Consider the following 18,258-nt stretch of genomic DNA (forward strand, 5'->3'; position numbering starts at 1 on the left):
AGCGACGTCGCCGACCCCGCGACGTCCCAGCGCCGACGGGAGAAGCGAGACGTGAAGATCGCGATCGTGGGCGGAGGCCCGGGCGGGCTGTACTTCGCCGCCCTCATGAAGCAGCTCGACCCGGGCCACGAGGTCGTCGTCTGGGAGCGCAACGCCCCCGACGACACCTTCGGGTTCGGGGTGGTGTTCAGCGACGAGACCCTCGGCGGCATCGAGAACGCCGACATCGTCATCGCCGACGCGATGGCCGGGTGCTTCGCGCGCTGGACCGACATCGACATCCACGTCAGGGGCACCACGACCACCGTGGGCGGGCAGGGGTTCGCCGCGATGAGCCGGCGCGACCTCCTGCGGATCCTGCAGCGGCGCTGCGAGCAGCTCGGGGTGGACCTGCGCTTCCGCACCCCCGCACCCGACGTCGACCGGCTCAGCGCGGAGCACGACCTCGTGCTCGCCGCCGACGGGCTGAACTCGCAGGTCCGCAACCGGTTCGCCGACGAGTTCCGGCCCACCCTCGACCCCCGCCGCTGCAAGTACATGTGGCTCGGCACCGACCTGGTGTTCGAGGCCTTCGAGTTCTTCATCAAGGAGACGGAGTGGGGGGTCATGCAGATCCACGGCTACCCCTACTCCGCAGAGGGCTCCACCTTCATCGTGGAGATGCACGAGGACGTGTGGCGCCGCGCCGGCTTCGACGCCTCGGAGTCCCGGCAGTTCCCGCCCGGCGTCAGCGACGAGGAGTCGGTGGCGCACCTGCGGGAGATCTTCGCCGAGGAGCTGCAGGGGCACCGCGTCCTCACGAACAACTCCAAGTGGATCAACTTCACGACGGTGCGCAACGAGAACTGGCGCCACGGCAACGTCGTCCTCCTCGGCGACGCGGCCCACACGGCGCACTTCTCCATCGGCTCGGGGACCAAGCTCGCCATGGAGGACGCCCTCGCCCTCGCCGCGTGCCTGCACGAGCATCCCGGCCTCGACGACGCCCTCGCGGCCTACGAGGGCGAACGGCGCCCCGTGGTGGAGTCCACCCAGCGGGCCGCGCAGGCCTCCCTGGAGTGGTTCGAGACCCTCGGCCGCTACGTCGACCAGGACCCGGTGCAGTTCTGCTTCAACCTGCTGACCCGGTCCCGACGCATCACCTACGAGAACCTCAAGCTGCGCGACCCGGAGTTCGCCGCGCAGGTCGACCGCGCGTTCGCCCGCGAGCAGGGCCTCGACCACGTCGCGCCCGCCATGTTCCAGCCGCACCGGATCGGGAACCTGGAGCTGCGCAACCGCGTCGTCGTCTCCCCGATGGACGTGTACTCCGCCGTCGACGGCGTCCCCGGCGACTTCCACCTCGTCCACCTGGGCGGCAAGGCGCTCGGCGGGGCCGGTCTCGTGATGACCGAGATGGTGTGCGTGTCCGAGACGGGGCGCATCACCCCCGGCTGCACCGGACTGTGGACCGACGGGCAGCGCGACGCGTGGAAGCGGGTGGTGGACTTCGTCCACGAGCGCTCCGGTGCGGCGATCGGCGCGCAGCTCGGCCACTCCGGGCGCAAGGGCTCCACCCGGCTCATGTGGGAGGGCATCGACGAGCCCCTGCCCGAGGGCGGCTGGGAGGTCGTCGGCCCCTCGGCCGTCCCCTACGGCAGCGGCAGCGCCACCCCCCGGGAGATGGACCGCGTGCAGCTGGACCTGGTGCGCGGGCAGTTCGTCGACGCCGCCCGCCGCGCCGGCGAGGCCGGGTTCGACCTGCTGGAGGTGCACGCCGCCCACGGCTACCTGCTCTCCTCCTTCCTGTCACCGCTGGCCAACCACCGCACCGACGAGTACGGGGGTTCGCTGGAGAACCGGCTGCGGTACCCGCTGGAGGTGTTCGACGCCGTCCGCGCGGCGTGGCCCGCCGGCAGGCCCCTGCTGGTCCGCCTGTCCGCCGTGGACTGGATGCCCGACGGCAACACGCTCGACGACGCCGTCGAGATCGCGCGGGCGTTCGTGGAGCACGGCGCGGACGGCATCGACGTCTCCAGCGGGCAGGTCGCCAAGGACGAGCAGCCGGCCTTCGGCCGCAGCTACCAGACCCCCTTCGCGGACGCGATCCGGCAGTCGGTGGCCCGGCCCGCGGGCGCGTCCGTCATCGCGGTGGGCGCCATCTCCTCCTACGACGACGTCAACTCCATCCTGCTCGCGGGCCGCGCGGACCTGTGCGCGCTGGGCCGCACCCACCTCTACGACCCGCAGTGGACCCTGCACGCGGCGGCGGAGCAGGAGTACGCGGGGCCGGGCGCCCAGTGGCCGGTGCAGTTCCGGGCGGGCAGGCGCAAGCCGCCGTCCTCGCGCACCGACGCGGTGCGCCCGCGCCTGTCCCTGCTGCGGGACCCCCTGGCGGGTACGCAGCCGACCCACGTGCGCTGGACCCCGCGGCAGGGACAGCCGGTCGGGTGAGCGCCGCAGCGGAACCCATGGGCAGCCGGGCGGGCACCGGGGCGATCGCCTCGGCGACGTGCACCACCCGGGTCGAGTGGGTCGACACCGACGCCTCCGGGCACCACCACAACACCGCCGTCATCCGCTGGGTGGAGGAGTGCGAGGCGCGGATGTTCCGCGACCTCGGCCTCCTCGAGCACGTGGCCCAGGCGCCGCGGGTCCGGCTGGAGGTCAACTTCCGGGCCCCGCTCCACTTCGGCCAGGAGATCACCACGGAGCTGCGCCTCGAACGGCTGGGCGAGCGGTCCATGTCCTTCTCGTTCCGGGTGTGGGGCGGGGTGCGGGACGAGGAGCCCGGCGGCGCGCCGCCCCGACCGGCCGCCGACGGCCTGCTCGTCACCGCCTGCGTCCCGCCGGGCGCCACGGTCGCCGCCCCCTGGCCTGAGCACCTGCGGCGGACCCTGCTCGCCGCCGGCGGGACGCCGCCCGCCCCCTGAGACCGCCACCCCACGCCGACCCCCGCCCACCGGGGACCCTCGACCGAGAGAAGGACAAGGTGACCATGACGACCCCGACCTCTCCGCAGTGGCCCGTTCCGCAACGGACCACGAACAAGGTGCTCCTCGCCTGCTGGCTGGCGATCCTCGCCGAGGGTTACGACGTCGGCGTGCTCGGCGCGGTGCTCCCCGCGCTGGCGGAGCACCGCGAGTGGTCCCTCACCCCGCTGCAGCTCGGGGGCCTCGGCGCCTACGCCCTCGTCGGCATGCTCATCGGGGCCATGACCATCGGGACGCTCTCCGACCGGCTCGGCCGCAAGAAGATGCTGCTCGCCTCGATGTTCCTCTTCACCACCACCCAGCTCGGCGCGGCGCTGGCACCGACGCCGGAGGTGTTCGGCCTCTTCCGCCTGCTGGGCGGGCTCGGCATGGGCGGGATCATCCCCGTGGCGGCGGCGCTGACCATCGAGTACTCCGCGCCCAGGCGCCGCTCCTTCAACTACGGGCTGATGTTCTCCGCCTACTCCCTCGGCATCCTCGTCGCCGCCGTCGTGGCGATCGCCCTCCTGCCCACCCTGGGGTGGCGCTGGGTGGTGGGGGTCGGCTGCCTGCCCGTCGTGCTGATCCCGTTGCTGGCGGTGATGGTGCCGGAGTCCCTGGAGTTCCTCATGGGCAAGGGGCGGCGGGAGGAGGCCGCGCGGCTGGCGGCGAAGCTCCGCATCGCGCCGTTCGTGGAGGGCGACTGGACGCCCGCCCCCGCCGCCGGCACCGACCGGGCCGTGGGCTGGAAGGACGCCCTGGCGGTGATGTTCACCCGCGGCTTCCTGCGCCCGACCGTGTTCTTCTGGGTGTCGCTGTTCTGCGGCATGGTCCTCGTCTACGGCCTCAACACGTGGCTGCCGTCGATCATGAAGAAGGCCGGCTACGACCTCGGGTCGTCCCTGACGTTCCTCGTGGTCTTCAGCCTCGCCTCCGCGATCGGCGGCATCCTGCTGGGCCGCGCCGCCGATGCCCGCGGCAGGAAGCCCGTCCTCGTCCTCTTCTACCTGCTGGGCGGGGTGGGCATCCTGCTGCTGATGTTCCCGAACCACCTCGTCGTGAACTACGTGTTCGTCGCGCTGGCCGGCATCGGCTCCATCTCGACCTCCCTGGTGCTCACCGCGTGGGTGGCCGACTACTACCCCTCCTACGCCCGGGGCACCGCCACCGGCTGGGCGCTGTCGTTCGCCCGGATCGGCGCGATCTCCGGCCCCCTGATCGGCGGCTGGATCGGGTCGATGCAGCTGCCCTTCCAGTGGAACTTCATCGTGTTCGCGGCCGTCGCCGTGGCCGCCGCGACCGCGGTGGCGCTCATCCCGCGGGTTCCGCCGTCGCAGCGTGCCGCGACCGCCGGGCACGACGAGCACGCCGTCAGCGCGGCCGGCGCCCGCTGACGGCGCGGTCCCCGCACGCGCGAGGGGCCCGGTGCGGTCGAACCGCACCGGGCCCCTCGTCGTCGGTGGCTGTCAGAGGGTGGACTTGAACAGCAGCCGGTTGGGCGTGCCGGAGGGGTTGCTCCGCACGACGCTCGTCGTGGCGCCGCTGACGATCCAGTTGTTGACGGCCGAGGAGGACGCGGAGGGGTTGGCGCTCTTGTACAGCGCCATCACACCGGCGACGTGCGGGCTCGCCATCGAGGTGCCGCTGATGGTGTTGGAGCCGCCGTTGAGCCAGGTCGAGGTGATGTTGACGCCCGGGGCGTAGGTCTCGACGCAGGAGCCGTAGTTGGAGAACGACGCGCGGGTGTCGTTGCGGTCCGAGGCTGCGACCGTCACGACGTTCGACGCCGAGGCCGGGGACACGTTGCAGGCGTTGGCGTTCTCGTTGCCCGCCGCCACGGCGGTCGCGACCCCGGCGTTGGCGAGGTTCGTCACGGCGGTGTTGAGGGCGGAGGAGTAGCCACCGCCGAGCGACATGTTCGCCACGGCCGGCCTGGTGTGATTGCGGCGCAGCCAGTCCACGGCGGAGATGATGCCGGAGGTGCTGCCGCTGCCGTCGCAGCCGAGGACGCGCAGGCCCCGCAGCCGCACGTTCTTCGCCACGCCGTACGTGGACGCGCCGATGGTGCCGGCGACGTGGGTCCCGTGACCCTGGCAGTCCTGCCCGTTGCCGCCGAGGGCGTCGTAGACGTTGCTCGCCCGGCCGCCGAACTGGCTGTGGGAGGTGGCGATGCCGGTGTCGATGACGTAGGCGTAGACGTTGCCCGCACCCGTGTTGTACGTGTAGCCGCCCGACAGCGGCAGGTTGCGCTGGTCGATGCGGTCCAGGCCGTAGAGCCCGGAGGTCGTGATGGGCTGCGTCGCGTCGACGGTCGCGACCTGGTCCTCCTCGATCGCGGCCACGGCGGCGTTGCGCTGCAGGGCCCGGACCTGGCCGTCGGTCAGCGTCGCGGCGAAGCCGTTCAGGGCGCTGGTGTAGACGTAGCGCGGGGAGACCTGCAGCGCGCGGGCCAGGCCCCTGGCGTCGGCTCCGTCCTCCAGGGTGACGATGTACGAGCCCTTGACGGCGTTGGCGCCGGCGGAGGTGACGCGGACCTCGGACCCAGGAGCGGCCGCGGCGGGGGAGGCGGCGCAGGTGAGGCCGAGAGCCACGGCGGCGAGCGGGGCGAGCAGAGCGGTGCGGTTCACGTGTGCCCTTTCTGGACAGCACCGGATGCAACGTTGCATCCGGGAGTGATAGCGCCCCACCGTGGTGGGGGATCCGTGCCGAGTGCCGGGGGCAGCACGCGGAGGGGTGGGGCGTTCTAGGTGGGGGGATCTGCGGCGACCGGCGCCGCACACGGAACGTAACCAGCGTCACAGAGCGACGTCAACCGGCCGAACCGAGCAATTTTGCCAGGCCATTGATCACGACGCAGTCACTTCGACCGGTCCGCGCCCGCACATCAACCAGATGGCCCAGTGGTCCGCCGGACCGCCGCCGCCCCTGCCGCCGCCCGTCCCGTCGCCTGGCCGGGCGCGAGCACCGGGAGCACGATGTGCGGAGCGCCTCACGCAGCGCAGTGGGGCGGACACGACGGAGCGGAGGCAGCGATGGACGGCGACGACTCCAGGCGGCGCGGTGGAGAGCGGGACCTGCACATCCGGGCGCGGGAGACCGGCGCGTACCGGTGGGCCAGCCGGGAGGCCGCCCGGCAGGGCGGCACGCGGGGCGCGTCACCGGAGATGCGCGACCTCCTCGCGCAGGAGGCGGCGCACGTGGCGGCCGAGCACGACCACGCCGAGGCGCACGAGCACGAGAACGGCGCGACCCTCGAGCAGGCGCAGCGGCTGCGGACGGCCCTGGACGTGTTCACCGCCGCCCGCGACCTCCACGACGAGGATCCGCAGGTGGTCCGGGGGGCCGCCAGGCGCCTGCTCGACCTCGACGCGCGGGCCGAGGTTCCGCACTCCTGACCCCAGCGGTGACCCTCCGCGACCGGTCGCGGACGGGCCGGCGGGCGGGCCGGAGGCCGGGCCGTGCAGTTTCCGTGAAACCCGGTGGCGCCCCCCGCGCGGCTGCGAGACTCCGCAGGCGGCCGGCGAGAGCGCGGGCCGGGAACGGGGGGGGCAGGGGTGTTGGACGCAGTGCGTTCCGCGGGCGGGGCGAGCAGGAGCAGACGGGGTTTCCTCGGAGCAGCAGTCACGACGGGATCGGGGATCCTGCTCGCACCACCGGCCACGGCGGCCACGCAGGCACCCGGCCGCGGCGCATCGTTCACCGGGGACCACGGCCCGGAGGTCGCCGCGACGTGGCTGCGGGCGCTCTACCAGGTCACCGCGACGGAGGGCCTCACTCCCCCCGCCGCGGCACGCGCCTACGCGTACTGCACCGTCGCGATGTACGAGGCCGTCGTGCCGGGCATGCCGGGTTTCCGCTCGACCGGCCGCCAGCTCAACGGGCTCCACCGCCTGCCGCAGCCCGCGCACCGCTCCCGCCTCGACTGGCCGACCGCGCTCAGCGCCGCGGTGAGCGCCGCGGCGGCAGGCGTCCACGGTGCTGCTTCCGTTGCCTCGCAGGAGATCCTGCGCAGGACCCACGAGGAGCAGGTCGCCGCGCGCCGTGCGGCCGGCGTGACCGAGGGCGACCTGCGGCACTCCCTGGCGTTCGGCCACGGCATCGGCGCGGCCGTGGCGCAGTGGGCGGCCACCGACGGCGCGGCCGAGGCCGCCGCGCTCCCCTACACGCCCCCCGTGGGCGAGTCCTTCTGGGTCCCGACCCCGCCGAACTTCGGCACGGCGGTCGAGCCCCACTGCGCACTGGTCCGGCCGATGGTGCTGCGCACCGCCGACGAGGTCGCCCCCGAACCGCCCGTCCCCTTCTCGACGGAACCCGGGTCGCCGTTCTGGCAGCAGGCGATGGTCCCCTACCAGCAGTCCGCGGTGAACACCGACGAGACGCGCGACATCGCCCGCTTCTGGACGGACAACCCGCGCTTCTCGGGGATGCCTGCCGGGCACTGGCTGAACATCGCGGTGCAGGCGTGCGAGCAGCACGGGCTCGGCCTGGACCGCACCGTGGAGGCACTGGCGCGCACGGGGATCGCCCTGCACGACGCGTTCCTGAACTGCTGGACGTGGAAGTACCGCCACAACCTGGTCCGGCCCGTGACCTACGTCCGGCGCCACATCGACCCGACGTGGACCACGTGGGTGAACTCCCCGCAGTTCCCCGAGCACACCTCCGGGCACTCCGTGGGCTCCCGCGCGGCCTCGACCGTGCTGACGGCGCTGCTGGGGTCCCTCGCGTTCGACGACACCTCCCTCGCCACCACCGTGGGGATCGGGAAGCGCACCCGCAGCTACCGCAGCTTCCACGAGGCGGCGGACACGGCCGCGCAGAGCCGCATCTACGGCGGCATCCACTACCCGCACGGCGTGGACGCCGGGAAGGCGCAGGGCGACGCCGTCGGCGCGCTCGTCGTGGCCCGGCTCCGCACCGACCGCTGATCCTCCGCACGACCCCACCCACCAGACATCCCTGCGCACCGGCGCCGGGAAGCGCGCACGAGGAGTTCCGCCATGTCCGTCCGCACCACTCTCACCGCAGCCACCGCCGCCCTCGTCCTGCCCGGCGTCCTGGTCGCGACCGCCGGCCAGGCCGCCGCCGCCCCCAAGGACTCCGCCAGCAGCAAGCGCACCGTGAGCTCCGCGTTCGTGGACTGGACGGAGGAGGACCGCGACAACGTCCTCGGCCTGCCCGGCAACGTCCACGTCGGCTTCCTCAAGATCAAGTCCACCACCCAGTACACCAAGGTGTGGGGCCAGATCATCGACTTCGAGTGCGCCCCGGGTGAGCTCCCCGGCGGGCACGGCGAGGAGAGCACCTGCGAGCACGTGCAGGTGCGCTACCTCGACTCCTCCGACATGACCCTCGTCGTGGACACCCGCGCCGGGACCGCCAAGGCCACCGGCGAGATCACCGTCAGCAACGGCGGGCACGGCGAGCCCGGTGAGGTCCTCGCGGTGGTGCCCGCCACCATCGACCTGCGCAGCACGACGCCGATGGCCTCCTTCACCCGTACCGAGACGTGGACCGACGGCTCCACGTCCTACCGCAGCCGCGTGCGCGGCACCGCCAGCGGCGAGGTCATCGTCGGTGGCGCGCTCGGCCGCATGGGCTTCGCCGACGACGCGGACGACGTCTCCTACGGCTCCTTCGAGAAGTACACCGAGATCAGCCGCGAGCGCGTGGGCTGACCTGCGCACACCGGTCCGGCGGTGCGCGGTTCCCCCGGGGGGAGCCGCGCGGCGCCGGACCGGCCGCGTTCGCCGCGCCGGGCGGCGACGGCGAGCGACGCCGCGGGTCAGCCTCCGACGCGGTGGAACACGACCGTGGACGCCCAGATGCGGCGCTCGCTCACCGTGCGCCCCGCCCGCGGGGAGTCGAACATCTTGCCGTCGCCGGAGTAGATGCCCACGTGGTGGGCGCGGCCGCCGCGGGAGAGGAAGAACACCAGGTCGCCGGGGCGGGCGTCGTGGGCGGCGACCGGCCGGGTGGCGAGCATCTGCTGGTGCGCCGTGCGGGGCAGGTGGACTCCGAGCTGGCGGAAGACGAACCCGGTGAAGCCGGAGCAGTCGAAACCGGCGGGGGTGGTGCCCCCGAGGCGGTAGGGAACGCCCAGGTGCTGGGCCGCGGCGGGGAGGGCGGCAGTGGTGTCGACGACCGCGGCGGGAGGCGCCGCGGCGGCGGCGGGTGCGGCGAGGCCGGTGCTGAGGCCGGCGACGAGGACGAGGCCGGCGGTGCCGGTGAGCAGGGTGGAGCGCCCGGAACGGGGCCCCCGGAAGCCGAAGGGCATGACAGAACACCTCTCGACGCCTGCGAGGTGAGCTGTCGGGTTCGGGTGGAAGGTTCACCCGGCTCACGTCGTGAGCTTCACCCCGAGGGCGCCGTCGCCGGCGCCCGAAAACGTGGTTCCCCCGCCCCCTGCCGTGGGAATCGGTTCCCCCCGGCACCGGCAGGGGCTGGGCGCGCGCCGGGGGCACTCCCGTGCTGTCACGGTGAGCAACAACAAAGCTACGCAACGTAGCGACAGATGCCAACAGGTGGCACCCGGCAATCACCGATCGGGCGTACGCCCCTGCGGCAGGGGGGCGGTCAGCCCGTCCACGGGGAACCGGGTGCGGCCGGCGGCGGTCTCGACGGCGAGCCCCTCCCGCGCCCAGTACTCGAAGCCCCCGATCATCTCCCGGACACCGCGGTAGCCGGCCAGGCTCAGGGCGAGCGCCGCCTTCGTGCTGCCGTTGCAGCCGGGGCCCCAGCAGTAGACGACGACCTCCGGCTCCTCCTCCACGGGCGGCAGCTCCGAGAGGCGGGCCGTCAGCTCCCCCAGCGGCAGGTGCAGCGCGCCGGGGACGTGGCCCTGCGCCCAGGCGGTGGCGTCGCGAACGTCCACCAGCAGCGGTCCCCGCCCGGCGGCGCGCGCCGCGGCCACGTCCGCCGGGTCGGCCTCGAACCGGAGCTTGGCGGCGAAGTGCGCGACCGCGTCGTCGGTGCCGGGAGCGGGTGCAGTGGTGGTGGGAGCTGCGGTGGAGGTCATGGCCGTGAGCGTGCCGCCCGCACGGCAGGCACGACCAGTGGCAGTGGTGCCGGGGTCCGGGCACTTCCTGCCACGTCGGACCCGCACGACCGGCACACTGGCGCCGTGCTGCGCACCGTCACCGCCGTCGTCGGGGACCGCGTCGCCGCGTTCGAGCTGGGGGTCCTGTCGGAGGTCTTCGGGCTCGACCGCAGCGGCGACGGCCTGCCCACCTACGACTTCACCGTCTGCGCCGTCCGGCCCGGCCGGGTCCCCACGACCTCCGGCTACGACGTCCACGTCGAGCACGGCCTCGAGCGGCTGGAGCGCGCCGACCTCGTCGCCGTGCCCGCCTGGACCTCGCAGGACGTCCCCCCGCCGGCCGAGCTGGTCGACGCGCTCCACCGGGCCGTCGAGCGGGGGGCGCTGCTCCTGGGAGTCTGCTCCGGGGCGTTCCTGCTCGCCGCCGCCGGGCTGCTGGACGGGCGCCGGGCCGCCACCCACTGGCGCTACGCCCCCGACCTCGCCGCCCGCCACCCCGCCGTGCTCGTCGACGCCGGGGTCCTCTACGTGCAGGACGGCCCCGTCGTGACCAGCGCCGGGACCGCGGCCGCGATCGACGCCTGCCTGCACCTGGTCCGCGCCGAGCACGGGGCCGCCGTCGCCAACGCCCTCGCCCGCCGCATGGTGGTGCCGCCGCACCGCTCCGGCGGGCAGGCGCAGTTCGTGGAGTCACCCGTGCCGGCGGTCGTCGCCGGCGACGAGCTCACCGGGGTGCTGGCGTGGATGCGGGAGAACCTCGCCGAGCCGATGCCCGTCGACGCCCTCGCCGCCAGGGCGCTCATGTCGGCCCGGACCTTCGCACGCCGCTTCCGCGCCGCCACGGGAACCACCCCGCACCGGTGGCTGCTGGAGCAGCGGCTGCTGCTGGCCGAGCACCTGCTGGAGGAGACCGACCTCGGCGTCGACCAGGTCGCGCGCCGCTGCGGCCTGGGCGGGCCCGACGCCCTGCGCCACCACTTCGCCCTGCGCCGGCGGGTGAGCCCCACCGCGTACCGCCGCAGCTTCCGGGCCGCGGCCGCGCCGGCCTGACACCCCCGCTGTACCGGGACGCGGCGCGCGCGGACCGGGGCGTCGCTAGGTTCTCCTCCCGTGCTGATCCGTCCCGCCACCGCCGCGGACTGGCCCGCGATCTGGCCGTTCTTCCGCGACATCGTCGACGCCGGGGAGACCTACGCGTACCCGCCGGACCTGACGTCGGAGGCGGCACGGGCGCTGTGGACGGCCGAACCGCCCGGCACCACCGTCGTCGCCGTCGGGGAGGACGGGGAGGTGCTGGGCTCGGCGAGGTCGGGCCCGAACCGCCCCGGCCGCGGCGCGCACGTCGCGACGGCGAGCTTCATGGTGGCCCCCGCGGCGGCCGGGCGCGGGGTGGGCCGCGCGCTCGGGGAGCACGTGCTGGCCTGGGCGCGGGGCGAGGGCTACCGCAGCATGCAGTTCAACGCCGTCGTGGAGACGAACACCGCCGCCGTGCGCCTGTGGCGGTCGCTGGGGTTCCGCATCCTGACGACCGTGCCGGAGGCGTTCGACCACCCCCGGCACGGCTACGTCGGGCTGCACGTGATGTGGCGGGAGCTCTGAGGCGGCGCCTCAGCCCTCCAGGCCGCCGATCACGGAGTTCTCCCCCGGCGGCACGATGACGAACTGGCGCAGGGCGAGGTCGGGGAACGTCACGGGGCCGCGCGGGCCGGGCACCCGGTCGACGCTGATGCCGGTCTCAGGGACGCCGAGCAGCTTGTAGCCGTCGAGCAGGCGCGTCGTGGTGTTCCAGAAGCCGCCGGTGCCGTCCCAGGCGCCGAGGAACGCGACGGCGGCGGCCTCGTCCTCCGCGCAGACCGTGGCGGCGATGCCGCTGGTCTCGCGGCTGGCGAGCGCGGCGGCCTCGACGGGCCCGTCGACGGGGGCGACCGTGACGGTGGCCTCGCGCCCGGAGTCCAGCGCCCACTCGTGGCCGAGGCGGTGCTCGTGCGGGGGCAGCAGGGCCTGCACGCCGGCGTCGGCGAGGGTCCGGACGGCGAGGGCGCTCAGCTCGTCCCAGCGCTCGCGGTGCAGCAGCAGGAGGTTGAGCCGGTTGCACACGCCGAGGCGGTCCACGCCGGCGGCCAGCAGGGCGCGGAACCGGGCGGGGTCGGTGGAGGCGTCGGCGTAGAGGACCCCGCCGCCGTCGGCGTGGGCGAGGACCCGGACCCCGGCCGCGGCGCCGAGCGCGCTGAGGCGGCGGGTGGTGTCCCCGCTGCCCCGGACGATGACGAGGGGCAGCAGGTCGGGCTGGGTGACGAGCGCCTCGGCCGCGGCGTGGCCGGGCTCGCGCACGAGGGCGACGGCGCCGGCGGGCAGTCCCGCCTCGGCCAGGGCGGGGGCGAGGACCTCGTCGACGAGGACGGCCGCGGTGCGCAGGGCCGCGGAGCCGGTGCGCAGGACGGCGGCGCTGCGGGCGCGCAGCACCTGCCCGGCCACGTCCAGGGTGACGGCGGGGCGGGCCTCGTAGGTGGCGCCGATGACGCCGACGGGCACGCGGCGCTCGAAGACGCGGGACCCCTCGGGCAGGTCCCGCACGTAGCGCAGCCGCGGGGCGGGGGCGGTCCCGGCCAGCTCGACGAGCTGCTGGGCGGCGCCCTCCAGGCGGGCCGGGTCCAGCCGCAGCCGGTCCAGCAGGCCCTCCGACATGCCGTTCGCCTCGGCGGCGGCGACGTCCTCGGCGTTGGCGGCCAGCACGGCGTCCGCCGCCCCGGGCAGCCGCGCGGCCGCGGCCGAGAGCACGCCGCTGATCTGGTCGTCGGGCGCGGTGCGCAGGACGCCGCTGGCGGCCGCGGCGGCGGAGGCTGCGCTCCGCACGGCCTCCACGGCGGTGGACTCGGTCTGGGCGGGTGCGGAGGTCACGCCTCCACTGTATTGAGCGCCGGGATCGAGCGACGGGGGCGCCTCAGCAGCCGCCGCCGTCACCGCCGCCGCAGCTCCCGCCGTCGGCGAGGGCGGGGCCCCCCGCGCCGGTCATGACCTCCAGCCCGGCGACGTCGTACGTCCCCCAGCCGCCGTGCACGGAGCGCCGGCCGTAGTAGCCGGCGCCGCCGTCGGCGCGCAGGGCGGCGCTGCCGCGCAGGGCCTTCGGCCGCCGGGCGCGGGTGAGGAGCGCGTGCAGCGCACCGGGGACGGCGCAGACGAGCGCGACCCAGAACAGGGCCTCGAGGAGAGCCACCACGACCACCTCCTGCGGCCTCCCGGCTGCCGGCGGCCGCGTCGGGGGAGGCGTTGATCACAGCGTGGCAGAGGCGGTCCCCCGCGACCAGGGGAACGGGCGGTCGCACCGCCGGAGCGCGTGGTGGGCGCCGGGCTACGACGTCGCGGAGTCCTGCTGCCTGCCGCCTGCGAGGAGCGCGGAGACCCGCTGGCGGGTGACGCCGAAGAGCTGCGCGATGCGGTCCATGGAGAGGCCCTCGGCGCGCAGGGCGCGCGCCTCCTCCCGGCGCCACCGGCTGCCCGTCTCCGCCAGCCGGGACATGGTGCCGCTGATGAGCTCGACGGCGAGGGGGCGCGCCTCCAGGGGCGCGATCTCGGCGAAGCTGCGGCCCTGCGCGCGCTGGGCGCGCACGGCCTCCGCCCGGACGAGCACGTGCTCGAGGTCGACGATGGAGGCCCGCACGGCGTCGCACAGCTCGTCGAGGGCCACCATGGCGGGCTCGGGACCGATCGCCGTGCCCTGCGGGGTCGTGGCCTGCGGGGTCGTGGCCTGCGGGGTCGCGTCCGCCCCGTCGGCCGTCGCCGTCCCGGGGGGCGCCGCGCCGTCGAGCTCGGCGCCGTGCGGCGCGTCCGTCCTGTCCTGGCCCATGCCATGGACCTCCCCATCCCGTCGCGGCACGTCCCACCGCACCCGCCACACGGACCGCACTCCTCCGGACGTCCCGTGCCGCACCCACCGTAACCAGAGGGCCCCCTCGACCGGCAACACGTGTTGCATCTCACTCGCCTGGGGCAACGGGGATTGCCGCAATGCTTGTTTCGATCTTCCGGCGTGCCGATAGTTGAGCTATGGAGCATCGGGACGCCGCGGGACGGCCGCAGCAGCAGGGCGTTCTGCGCTGCGCCCTGGACCTGCCGGCGACCCTGCGCGCCGCCGGCGCCGCCCGCCGCGCCGCCCGCGCAGTCCTGCTCGCGTGGGGCCACACGGACGCCGCCACCCACGACGTCGTCGAGCTCGTCATCACCGAGCTCGTCACCAACGCCGTCCGGCACACCGGCTCCGCGGCGGAGGTGCCGCGCCTGCACCTGGAGTCCGGCGAGCCGGGCTCCGGCGAGGACCTGCTGGTGGCCGTCTCCGACGGCTCCTCCATCCGCCTCGTCGTCAAGGAGCTCACCGAGACCGAGGAGTCGGGGCGCGGGCTCGGCATCGTCGCCGCGCTGGGCAGCGCCTGGGGCGTGGAGGACTGGGAGGGCGGCAAGCGCGTCTGGGTCCGCCTGCCCGTCTCGACCTCCGGATCGGTGGAGGTGCGCATGGCCGGTCCCGGTCAGCCCCCGCGGCAGCACGTCCCCGTCGAGGCCGAGGCGCTGCCCACCGCCTGACCCGCCGCCCGAACGCGCGGGCCCGGGGCGACACGGCACGCCGAAGGTGTCGGAGAGTGCTGCCAGGGTGCGGCTCCCCCCGACACTGGGAGGGTCGACCGACCCCTGGAGGCCGCGTGCTCATCCCCGGTGACGGGCCGATCATCTCCCCGACCGACCTCGTCGACCTCCTGGAGTGCGAGCACCGCAGCGCGCTGCGGCACGCCCTGGCGCTCGGCCTGGAGGGCGCGGTCCAGCCCACCGACAAGCCGGACCAGCTCGTCCTGGCGCACGGCCTGGAGCACGAGCGCACGGTCCTGGAGCGCTTCCGGCGGGTCTTCGGGGACGACGGGATCGCCGTGATCGAGCAGCCCGCCCCGACCCGCCCCTCCTACGAGGCCGCGGCGGCGGCGACCGCCGCGGCGCTGGCCGGCGGGGTGCCCGTCGTCTACCAGGGCGTCCTGATGGAGACCACGCCCGGCGGCACCCTTGCCGGGCGCGCCGACTTCCTCGTCAGCACGGCGTTCGACCCCGACACCGGCGCCCGCCGGCCCGGGGCCGAAGCGGTGCACGAGCCGTGGGACACCAAGCTCGCCCGGCACGCCCGCCCCGCCGCGGTCGTGCAGCTCACCGCCTACGCGCAGGCCCTGGCCGCCACCACCGGCCGCGCCCCGGAGCGCATGCACCTGTGGCTCGGCGACGGCGGCCGGGAGACCCTGCGGGTGGGGGACTTCACCGACGTCGTCGACGACCTGCGCCGCCGCCTGCTGCAGCGCCTGGCCGCCCCCGCCGCCCTGCCGGAGCGCACCTGGGCGGAGGAGCGCCCCGCCTGCGCCGCCTGCGCGTTCGCCACGGCCTGCACGACCGGCCGCGAGGCCGACCGCGACCTCTCCCTCGTCGCGGGCCTGCGCTCCGACCAGCGGCGCACCCTCGTCGCGGCGGGCATCCCGACCATCGACGCCCTCGCCGCCGCCGCACCGGACGACAAGCCGGAGGAGATGTCCCGCGGCACCTGGACGTCCCTGCGGCTGCAGGCGGCGCTGCAGGTGCGCCGGGACACAACCCGCACACCTCGGAACCCCGACGGCAAGATGCTCGTGGAGGTCGTGAGCCCGTCCGCGCTCGCCGCCCTGCCCGCCCCGGACCCGGGCGACGTGTTCTTCGACATGGAGGGCGACCCCTACGCCCTCGGCGGGCGGGGCCTGGAGTACCTGTTCGGGGCCGTCGTCCTGGACGGGGAGTGGGTGGAGGGCGACGAGCTGGAGCTGGACCTGCCCGTCGAGCGGTTCGTCGAGTTCTGGGCGCACGACCGGGGCGAGGAGAAGCGTGCGTTCGAGGAGTTCGTCGACTTCGCCACCGCCCGGCTCGCCGCGCACCCCGGCGCGCACGTCTACCACTACGCCCCCTACGAGACGATCGCCCTGAAGCGGCTCGCCGCCCAGCACGGCACGCGCGAGGAGGCCGTCGCGGACCTGCTGCGGGCGGGCGCGTTCGTCGACCTCTACGCCGTGGTCCGCAAGGGCCTGCGGGTGTCGGCGAGCTCGTACTCCATCAAGTACCTCGAACCCCTCTACATGCCGCAGGCCCGCAGCGGGGACGTCAAGAAGGCGACCGACTCCATCGAGGTGTACGAGAAGTTCGTCGCCGCCCGCCGCCTCGGCGACGAGACCGCCGCCAAGACCGCCCTGGACTCCATCGCCGCCTACAACGAGGACGACTGCGTCTCCACCCACCGGCTGTTCCGCTGGCTGCACCGGCTGCGCGAGCAGGAGGGCATCGAACCCGCACCGGCCCTCGAGGTCGACCCGGAGGTGCTGGCCGCGATGGAGGAGCGGCGCCTCGCCCGGGAGGAGCGCGCCGCCGCCCTCGCCGCGATCACCGGCCCGCTGCTGGACGGGCTGCCCGACGACGAGGACGAGTGGGACGCCGACCAGCGGGCACGGGCCGTGCTGGCCTCCGCGGCCGGGTACCACCGCCGCGAGATGGACCCCGAGTGGTGGGACTTCTTCCGCCGCCTCGAGCAGCCCCTGTCCGACCTGGAGACCGACTCCGCCTGCGCCGTCCCGGTGTCCTGGCGGGCCGAGCCCTGGGTGGAACCCGCGGGACGCACCCGCAACCACAAGCGCACCCTGCACGCGCGCTGCAACCCCGAGCGCCCGCACCCGTTCGCCCCGGACCAGGGCGTGCGGCTGCTCTACCTCGACGGCGGCACCGCCTCCACCCGCGGCGCCACCGTGGTCTCCGCCGAGGGCGCGGACCTGGAACTGCTGGAGTCGGTGGCGCCGGCGGCGTTCACCGGCGGCACGGAGGTTCCGGTGGCGGTCCTGCCGGGCGACCCGGTGAAACCCGCGCCCAAGGACGCCGCGGTGGAGGACCTCGCCCGGCAGGTGGCCACGGCCCTGCCCGGCCTGCCCCGGCGCTGCGGGGTCGACCTGCTGCGGCGCACCCCGCCGCGCCTGGTGGGGGGCCGTGCCCTGCCGCGCGCCGCCGACCACGACGGCGACCTGGTGCGGGCCGTCATCGCCGCCGTCGACGCCCTCGACTCCTCCACCCTCGCGGTGCAGGGCCCGCCCGGCGCGGGCAAGACGTACCTCGCGGGGGAACTGGTGCGCCACCTCGTCGAGCGCGGCCGCACCGTGGGCGTGACCTCCACCAGCCACCGCGCGGTGGAGAACGTCCTCGCCGCCGCCGCGGAGGCCGCCCGGCGCGCGGGCGTGGAGGTCCCCGCCGCCAAGCGCCCGCAGGGCAAGCCCCTGGCGGACGTGCCGTGGGAGCAGCCGAAGGACACCAAGGGCCTCGTGCGCTTCCGCGACGAGCACCCCGGGGGCCACCTCGTCGGCGGCACCGCCTGGACGTTCTCCGCGCCGGAGATGCGCGCGAACCCCGTCGACGTCCTCCTCGTCGACGAGGCCGGGCAGTTCGCCCTCGCCGACGCCCTCGCCGTGTCCACCGCCGCGGACGACCTGGTCCTCCTCGGCGACCCGCAGCAGCTTCCGCAGGTCGTGCAGGGCACCCACCCGCACGGCGCGGACGCCTCGGCGCTGGGGCACCTCATCGGCGACGCCGACACCGTGCCGGAGGAGCTGGGCTACTTCCTCGACGTCTCCCGCCGCATGCACCCGCAGGTGTGCGCGCCGGTGTCACGGCTGTCCTACGCCGGGCTGCTGCACTCCCACGACAGCGCCGCCGGCCGCCGCGTCGCCGGCGTCGAACCGGGCCTGCACGTCGCCCGCGTCGCCCACGACGGGCGCACGACGTCCTCACCGGAGGAGGCCGACGCCGTCGCGGAGGTCGTCGCGGGGCTGGTGGGCCGCGACTGGCACGACGGCGGGTCCACCCGGCCCCTCACCGCGCAGGACGTGCTCGTCGTGGCGCCCTACAACGTGCAGGTGCGGCTGGTGCAGCAGCGCCTCGCCGCTGCGGGGCTGGACGGCGCGCGCGTCGGCACCGTGGACCGCTTCCAGGGGCAGGAGGCGCCCGTGGTGGTGGCGACCATGACGTCGTCGTCGGCGACCGACCTGCCGCGCGGGCTGGAGTTCCTGCTCTCCCGCAACCGGCTCAACGTGGCGCTCTCCCGCGCGCAGGCCGTCGCGGTGCTCGTCTGCTCGCCGCGGCTGGTCGCCGCCGACGTGCGCACCGTGACGGCGCTGCGGCTCGTCTCGGGGATGCTCGGCCTGCTCCGGCAGGGCCGCCCCTGGGCGTGACGCCGGGCTC

General features: G+C 75.1%; 16 protein-coding genes and 1 riboswitch. Of the genes, 10 read left to right on the forward strand and 6 right to left on the reverse strand.

The window, feature by feature from the left end:
- Nucleotides 1-51: 51 nt before the first annotated feature.
- The 3 genes from CLV92_RS13275 (at nt 52) to CLV92_RS13285 (ending at nt 4,345) form a co-directional block, all read left to right on the forward strand.
- Entirely contained in the window at nt 52-2,433 is a 2,382-nt protein-coding gene (locus tag CLV92_RS13275) for a bifunctional salicylyl-CoA 5-hydroxylase/oxidoreductase (RefSeq protein ID WP_104433339.1), read from the forward strand.
- The gene (locus CLV92_RS13280) at nt 2,430-2,912 is read left to right on the forward strand and encodes an acyl-CoA thioesterase (RefSeq protein WP_211291111.1); all 483 of its coding nucleotides are present in this window, start codon (nt 2,430-2,432) and stop codon (nt 2,910-2,912) included. Before CLV92_RS13275 ends, CLV92_RS13280 begins: the two co-directional genes overlap by 4 nt.
- Nucleotides 2,913-2,977: 65 nt before the next feature.
- Nucleotides 2,978-4,345, forward strand: coding sequence for an MFS transporter (locus CLV92_RS13285; RefSeq protein ID WP_104433549.1), 1,368 nt, complete (start codon nt 2,978-2,980; stop codon nt 4,343-4,345).
- Between the two features lie 72 nt (nt 4,346-4,417).
- On the opposite strand, the gene CLV92_RS13290 is transcribed toward CLV92_RS13285, so the two are convergent.
- The gene (locus CLV92_RS13290) at nt 4,418-5,578 is read right to left on the reverse strand and encodes a S8 family peptidase (RefSeq protein WP_211291112.1); all 1,161 of its coding nucleotides are present in this window, start codon (nt 5,576-5,578) and stop codon (nt 4,418-4,420) included.
- A gap of 405 nt (nt 5,579-5,983) precedes the next feature.
- On the opposite strand from CLV92_RS13290, the gene CLV92_RS13295 reads away from it, so the two are divergent.
- From CLV92_RS13295 to CLV92_RS13305, 3 genes are all read left to right on the forward strand, one after another.
- Entirely contained in the window at nt 5,984-6,346 is a 363-nt protein-coding gene (locus CLV92_RS13295) for a hypothetical protein (RefSeq protein ID WP_104433343.1), read from the forward strand.
- A 159-nt stretch (nt 6,347-6,505) separates the two neighbouring features.
- A complete protein-coding gene (locus CLV92_RS13300; protein WP_146099529.1) occupies nt 6,506-7,879 on the forward strand; it encodes a vanadium-dependent haloperoxidase in 1,374 nt (457 codons plus the stop codon).
- A gap of 72 nt (nt 7,880-7,951) precedes the next feature.
- Nucleotides 7,952-8,629 (forward strand): hypothetical protein, encoded by a 678-nt coding sequence (locus tag CLV92_RS13305; protein WP_104433347.1) that lies wholly within the window; start codon nt 7,952-7,954, stop codon nt 8,627-8,629.
- A gap of 107 nt (nt 8,630-8,736) precedes the next feature.
- On the opposite strand, the gene CLV92_RS13310 is transcribed toward CLV92_RS13305, so the two are convergent.
- The gene (locus CLV92_RS13310; RefSeq protein WP_104433349.1) at nt 8,737-9,228 is read right to left on the reverse strand and encodes a C40 family peptidase; all 492 of its coding nucleotides are present in this window, start codon (nt 9,226-9,228) and stop codon (nt 8,737-8,739) included.
- Between the two features lie 5 nt (nt 9,229-9,233).
- Nucleotides 9,234-9,384, reverse strand: a riboswitch (cyclic di-AMP (ydaO/yuaA leader).
- A 105-nt stretch (nt 9,385-9,489) separates the two neighbouring features.
- Nucleotides 9,490-9,969 carry a rhodanese-like domain-containing protein gene (locus CLV92_RS13315; RefSeq protein ID WP_104433351.1) on the reverse strand — a complete coding sequence of 160 codons (480 nt, stop codon included), beginning with the start codon at nt 9,967-9,969 and terminating at the stop codon, nt 9,490-9,492.
- 105 nt (nt 9,970-10,074) lie between these two features.
- On the opposite strand from CLV92_RS13315, the gene CLV92_RS13320 reads away from it, so the two are divergent.
- A complete protein-coding gene (locus tag CLV92_RS13320; RefSeq protein WP_104433353.1) occupies nt 10,075-11,040 on the forward strand; it encodes a helix-turn-helix domain-containing protein in 966 nt (321 codons plus the stop codon).
- Nucleotides 11,041-11,100: 60 nt separating this feature from the next.
- Nucleotides 11,101-11,589 carry a GNAT family N-acetyltransferase gene (locus CLV92_RS13325; RefSeq protein WP_104433355.1) on the forward strand — a complete coding sequence of 163 codons (489 nt, stop codon included), beginning with the start codon at nt 11,101-11,103 and terminating at the stop codon, nt 11,587-11,589.
- 9 nt (nt 11,590-11,598) lie between these two features.
- On the opposite strand, the gene CLV92_RS13330 is transcribed toward CLV92_RS13325, so the two are convergent.
- The 3 genes from CLV92_RS13330 to CLV92_RS13340 all read right to left on the reverse strand — a co-directional run bounded on the left by CLV92_RS13330 (nt 11,599) and on the right by CLV92_RS13340 (nt 13,834).
- The gene (locus CLV92_RS13330; RefSeq protein WP_104433357.1) at nt 11,599-12,888 is read right to left on the reverse strand and encodes an aldehyde dehydrogenase family protein; all 1,290 of its coding nucleotides are present in this window, start codon (nt 12,886-12,888) and stop codon (nt 11,599-11,601) included.
- A 43-nt stretch (nt 12,889-12,931) separates the two neighbouring features.
- On the reverse strand, nt 12,932-13,204 hold the full coding sequence (locus CLV92_RS13335) for a hypothetical protein (protein WP_158257239.1): 273 nt from the start codon (nt 13,202-13,204) through the stop codon (nt 12,932-12,934).
- A gap of 135 nt (nt 13,205-13,339) precedes the next feature.
- Entirely contained in the window at nt 13,340-13,834 is a 495-nt protein-coding gene (locus tag CLV92_RS13340; protein ID WP_104433361.1) for a hypothetical protein, read from the reverse strand.
- Nucleotides 13,835-14,034: 200 nt separating this feature from the next.
- Between CLV92_RS13340 and CLV92_RS13345 the strand changes: the two genes are divergently transcribed.
- Together CLV92_RS13345 and CLV92_RS13350 are read left to right on the forward strand one after the other, a co-directional pair.
- Nucleotides 14,035-14,565 carry an ATP-binding protein gene (locus CLV92_RS13345; protein ID WP_170112756.1) on the forward strand — a complete coding sequence of 177 codons (531 nt, stop codon included), beginning with the start codon at nt 14,035-14,037 and terminating at the stop codon, nt 14,563-14,565.
- A gap of 140 nt (nt 14,566-14,705) precedes the next feature.
- Complete coding sequence (locus tag CLV92_RS13350; RefSeq protein WP_104433551.1) at nt 14,706-18,248, forward strand: TM0106 family RecB-like putative nuclease; 3,543 nt, start codon at nt 14,706-14,708, stop codon at nt 18,246-18,248.
- Nucleotides 18,249-18,258: the final 10 nt, after the last annotated feature.

Origin of the sequence: Kineococcus xinjiangensis, assembly GCF_002934625.1 — a bacterium.
GTDB lineage: Bacteria > Actinomycetota > Actinomycetes > Actinomycetales > Kineococcaceae > Kineococcus_A > Kineococcus_A xinjiangensis.

Coding starts and splice junctions, on each gene's coding strand:
- CLV92_RS13285 (WP_104433549.1), top strand. CDS start 2,978: ATGACGACCCCGACCTCTCCGCAGTGGCCCGTTCCGCAACGGACCACG.
- CLV92_RS13295 (WP_104433343.1), top strand. CDS start 5,984: ATGGACGGCGACGACTCCAGGCGGCGCGGTGGAGAGCGGGACCTGCAC.
- CLV92_RS13305 (WP_104433347.1), top strand. CDS start 7,952: ATGTCCGTCCGCACCACTCTCACCGCAGCCACCGCCGCCCTCGTCCTG.
- CLV92_RS13310 (WP_104433349.1), bottom strand. CDS start 9,228: ATGCCCTTCGGCTTCCGGGGGCCCCGTTCCGGGCGCTCCACCCTGCTC.
- CLV92_RS13315 (WP_104433351.1), bottom strand. CDS start 9,969: ATGACCTCCACCGCAGCTCCCACCACCACTGCACCCGCTCCCGGCACC.
- CLV92_RS13340 (WP_104433361.1), bottom strand. CDS start 13,834: ATGGGCCAGGACAGGACGGACGCGCCGCACGGCGCCGAGCTCGACGGC.
- CLV92_RS13345 (WP_170112756.1), top strand. CDS start 14,035: ATGGAGCATCGGGACGCCGCGGGACGGCCGCAGCAGCAGGGCGTTCTG.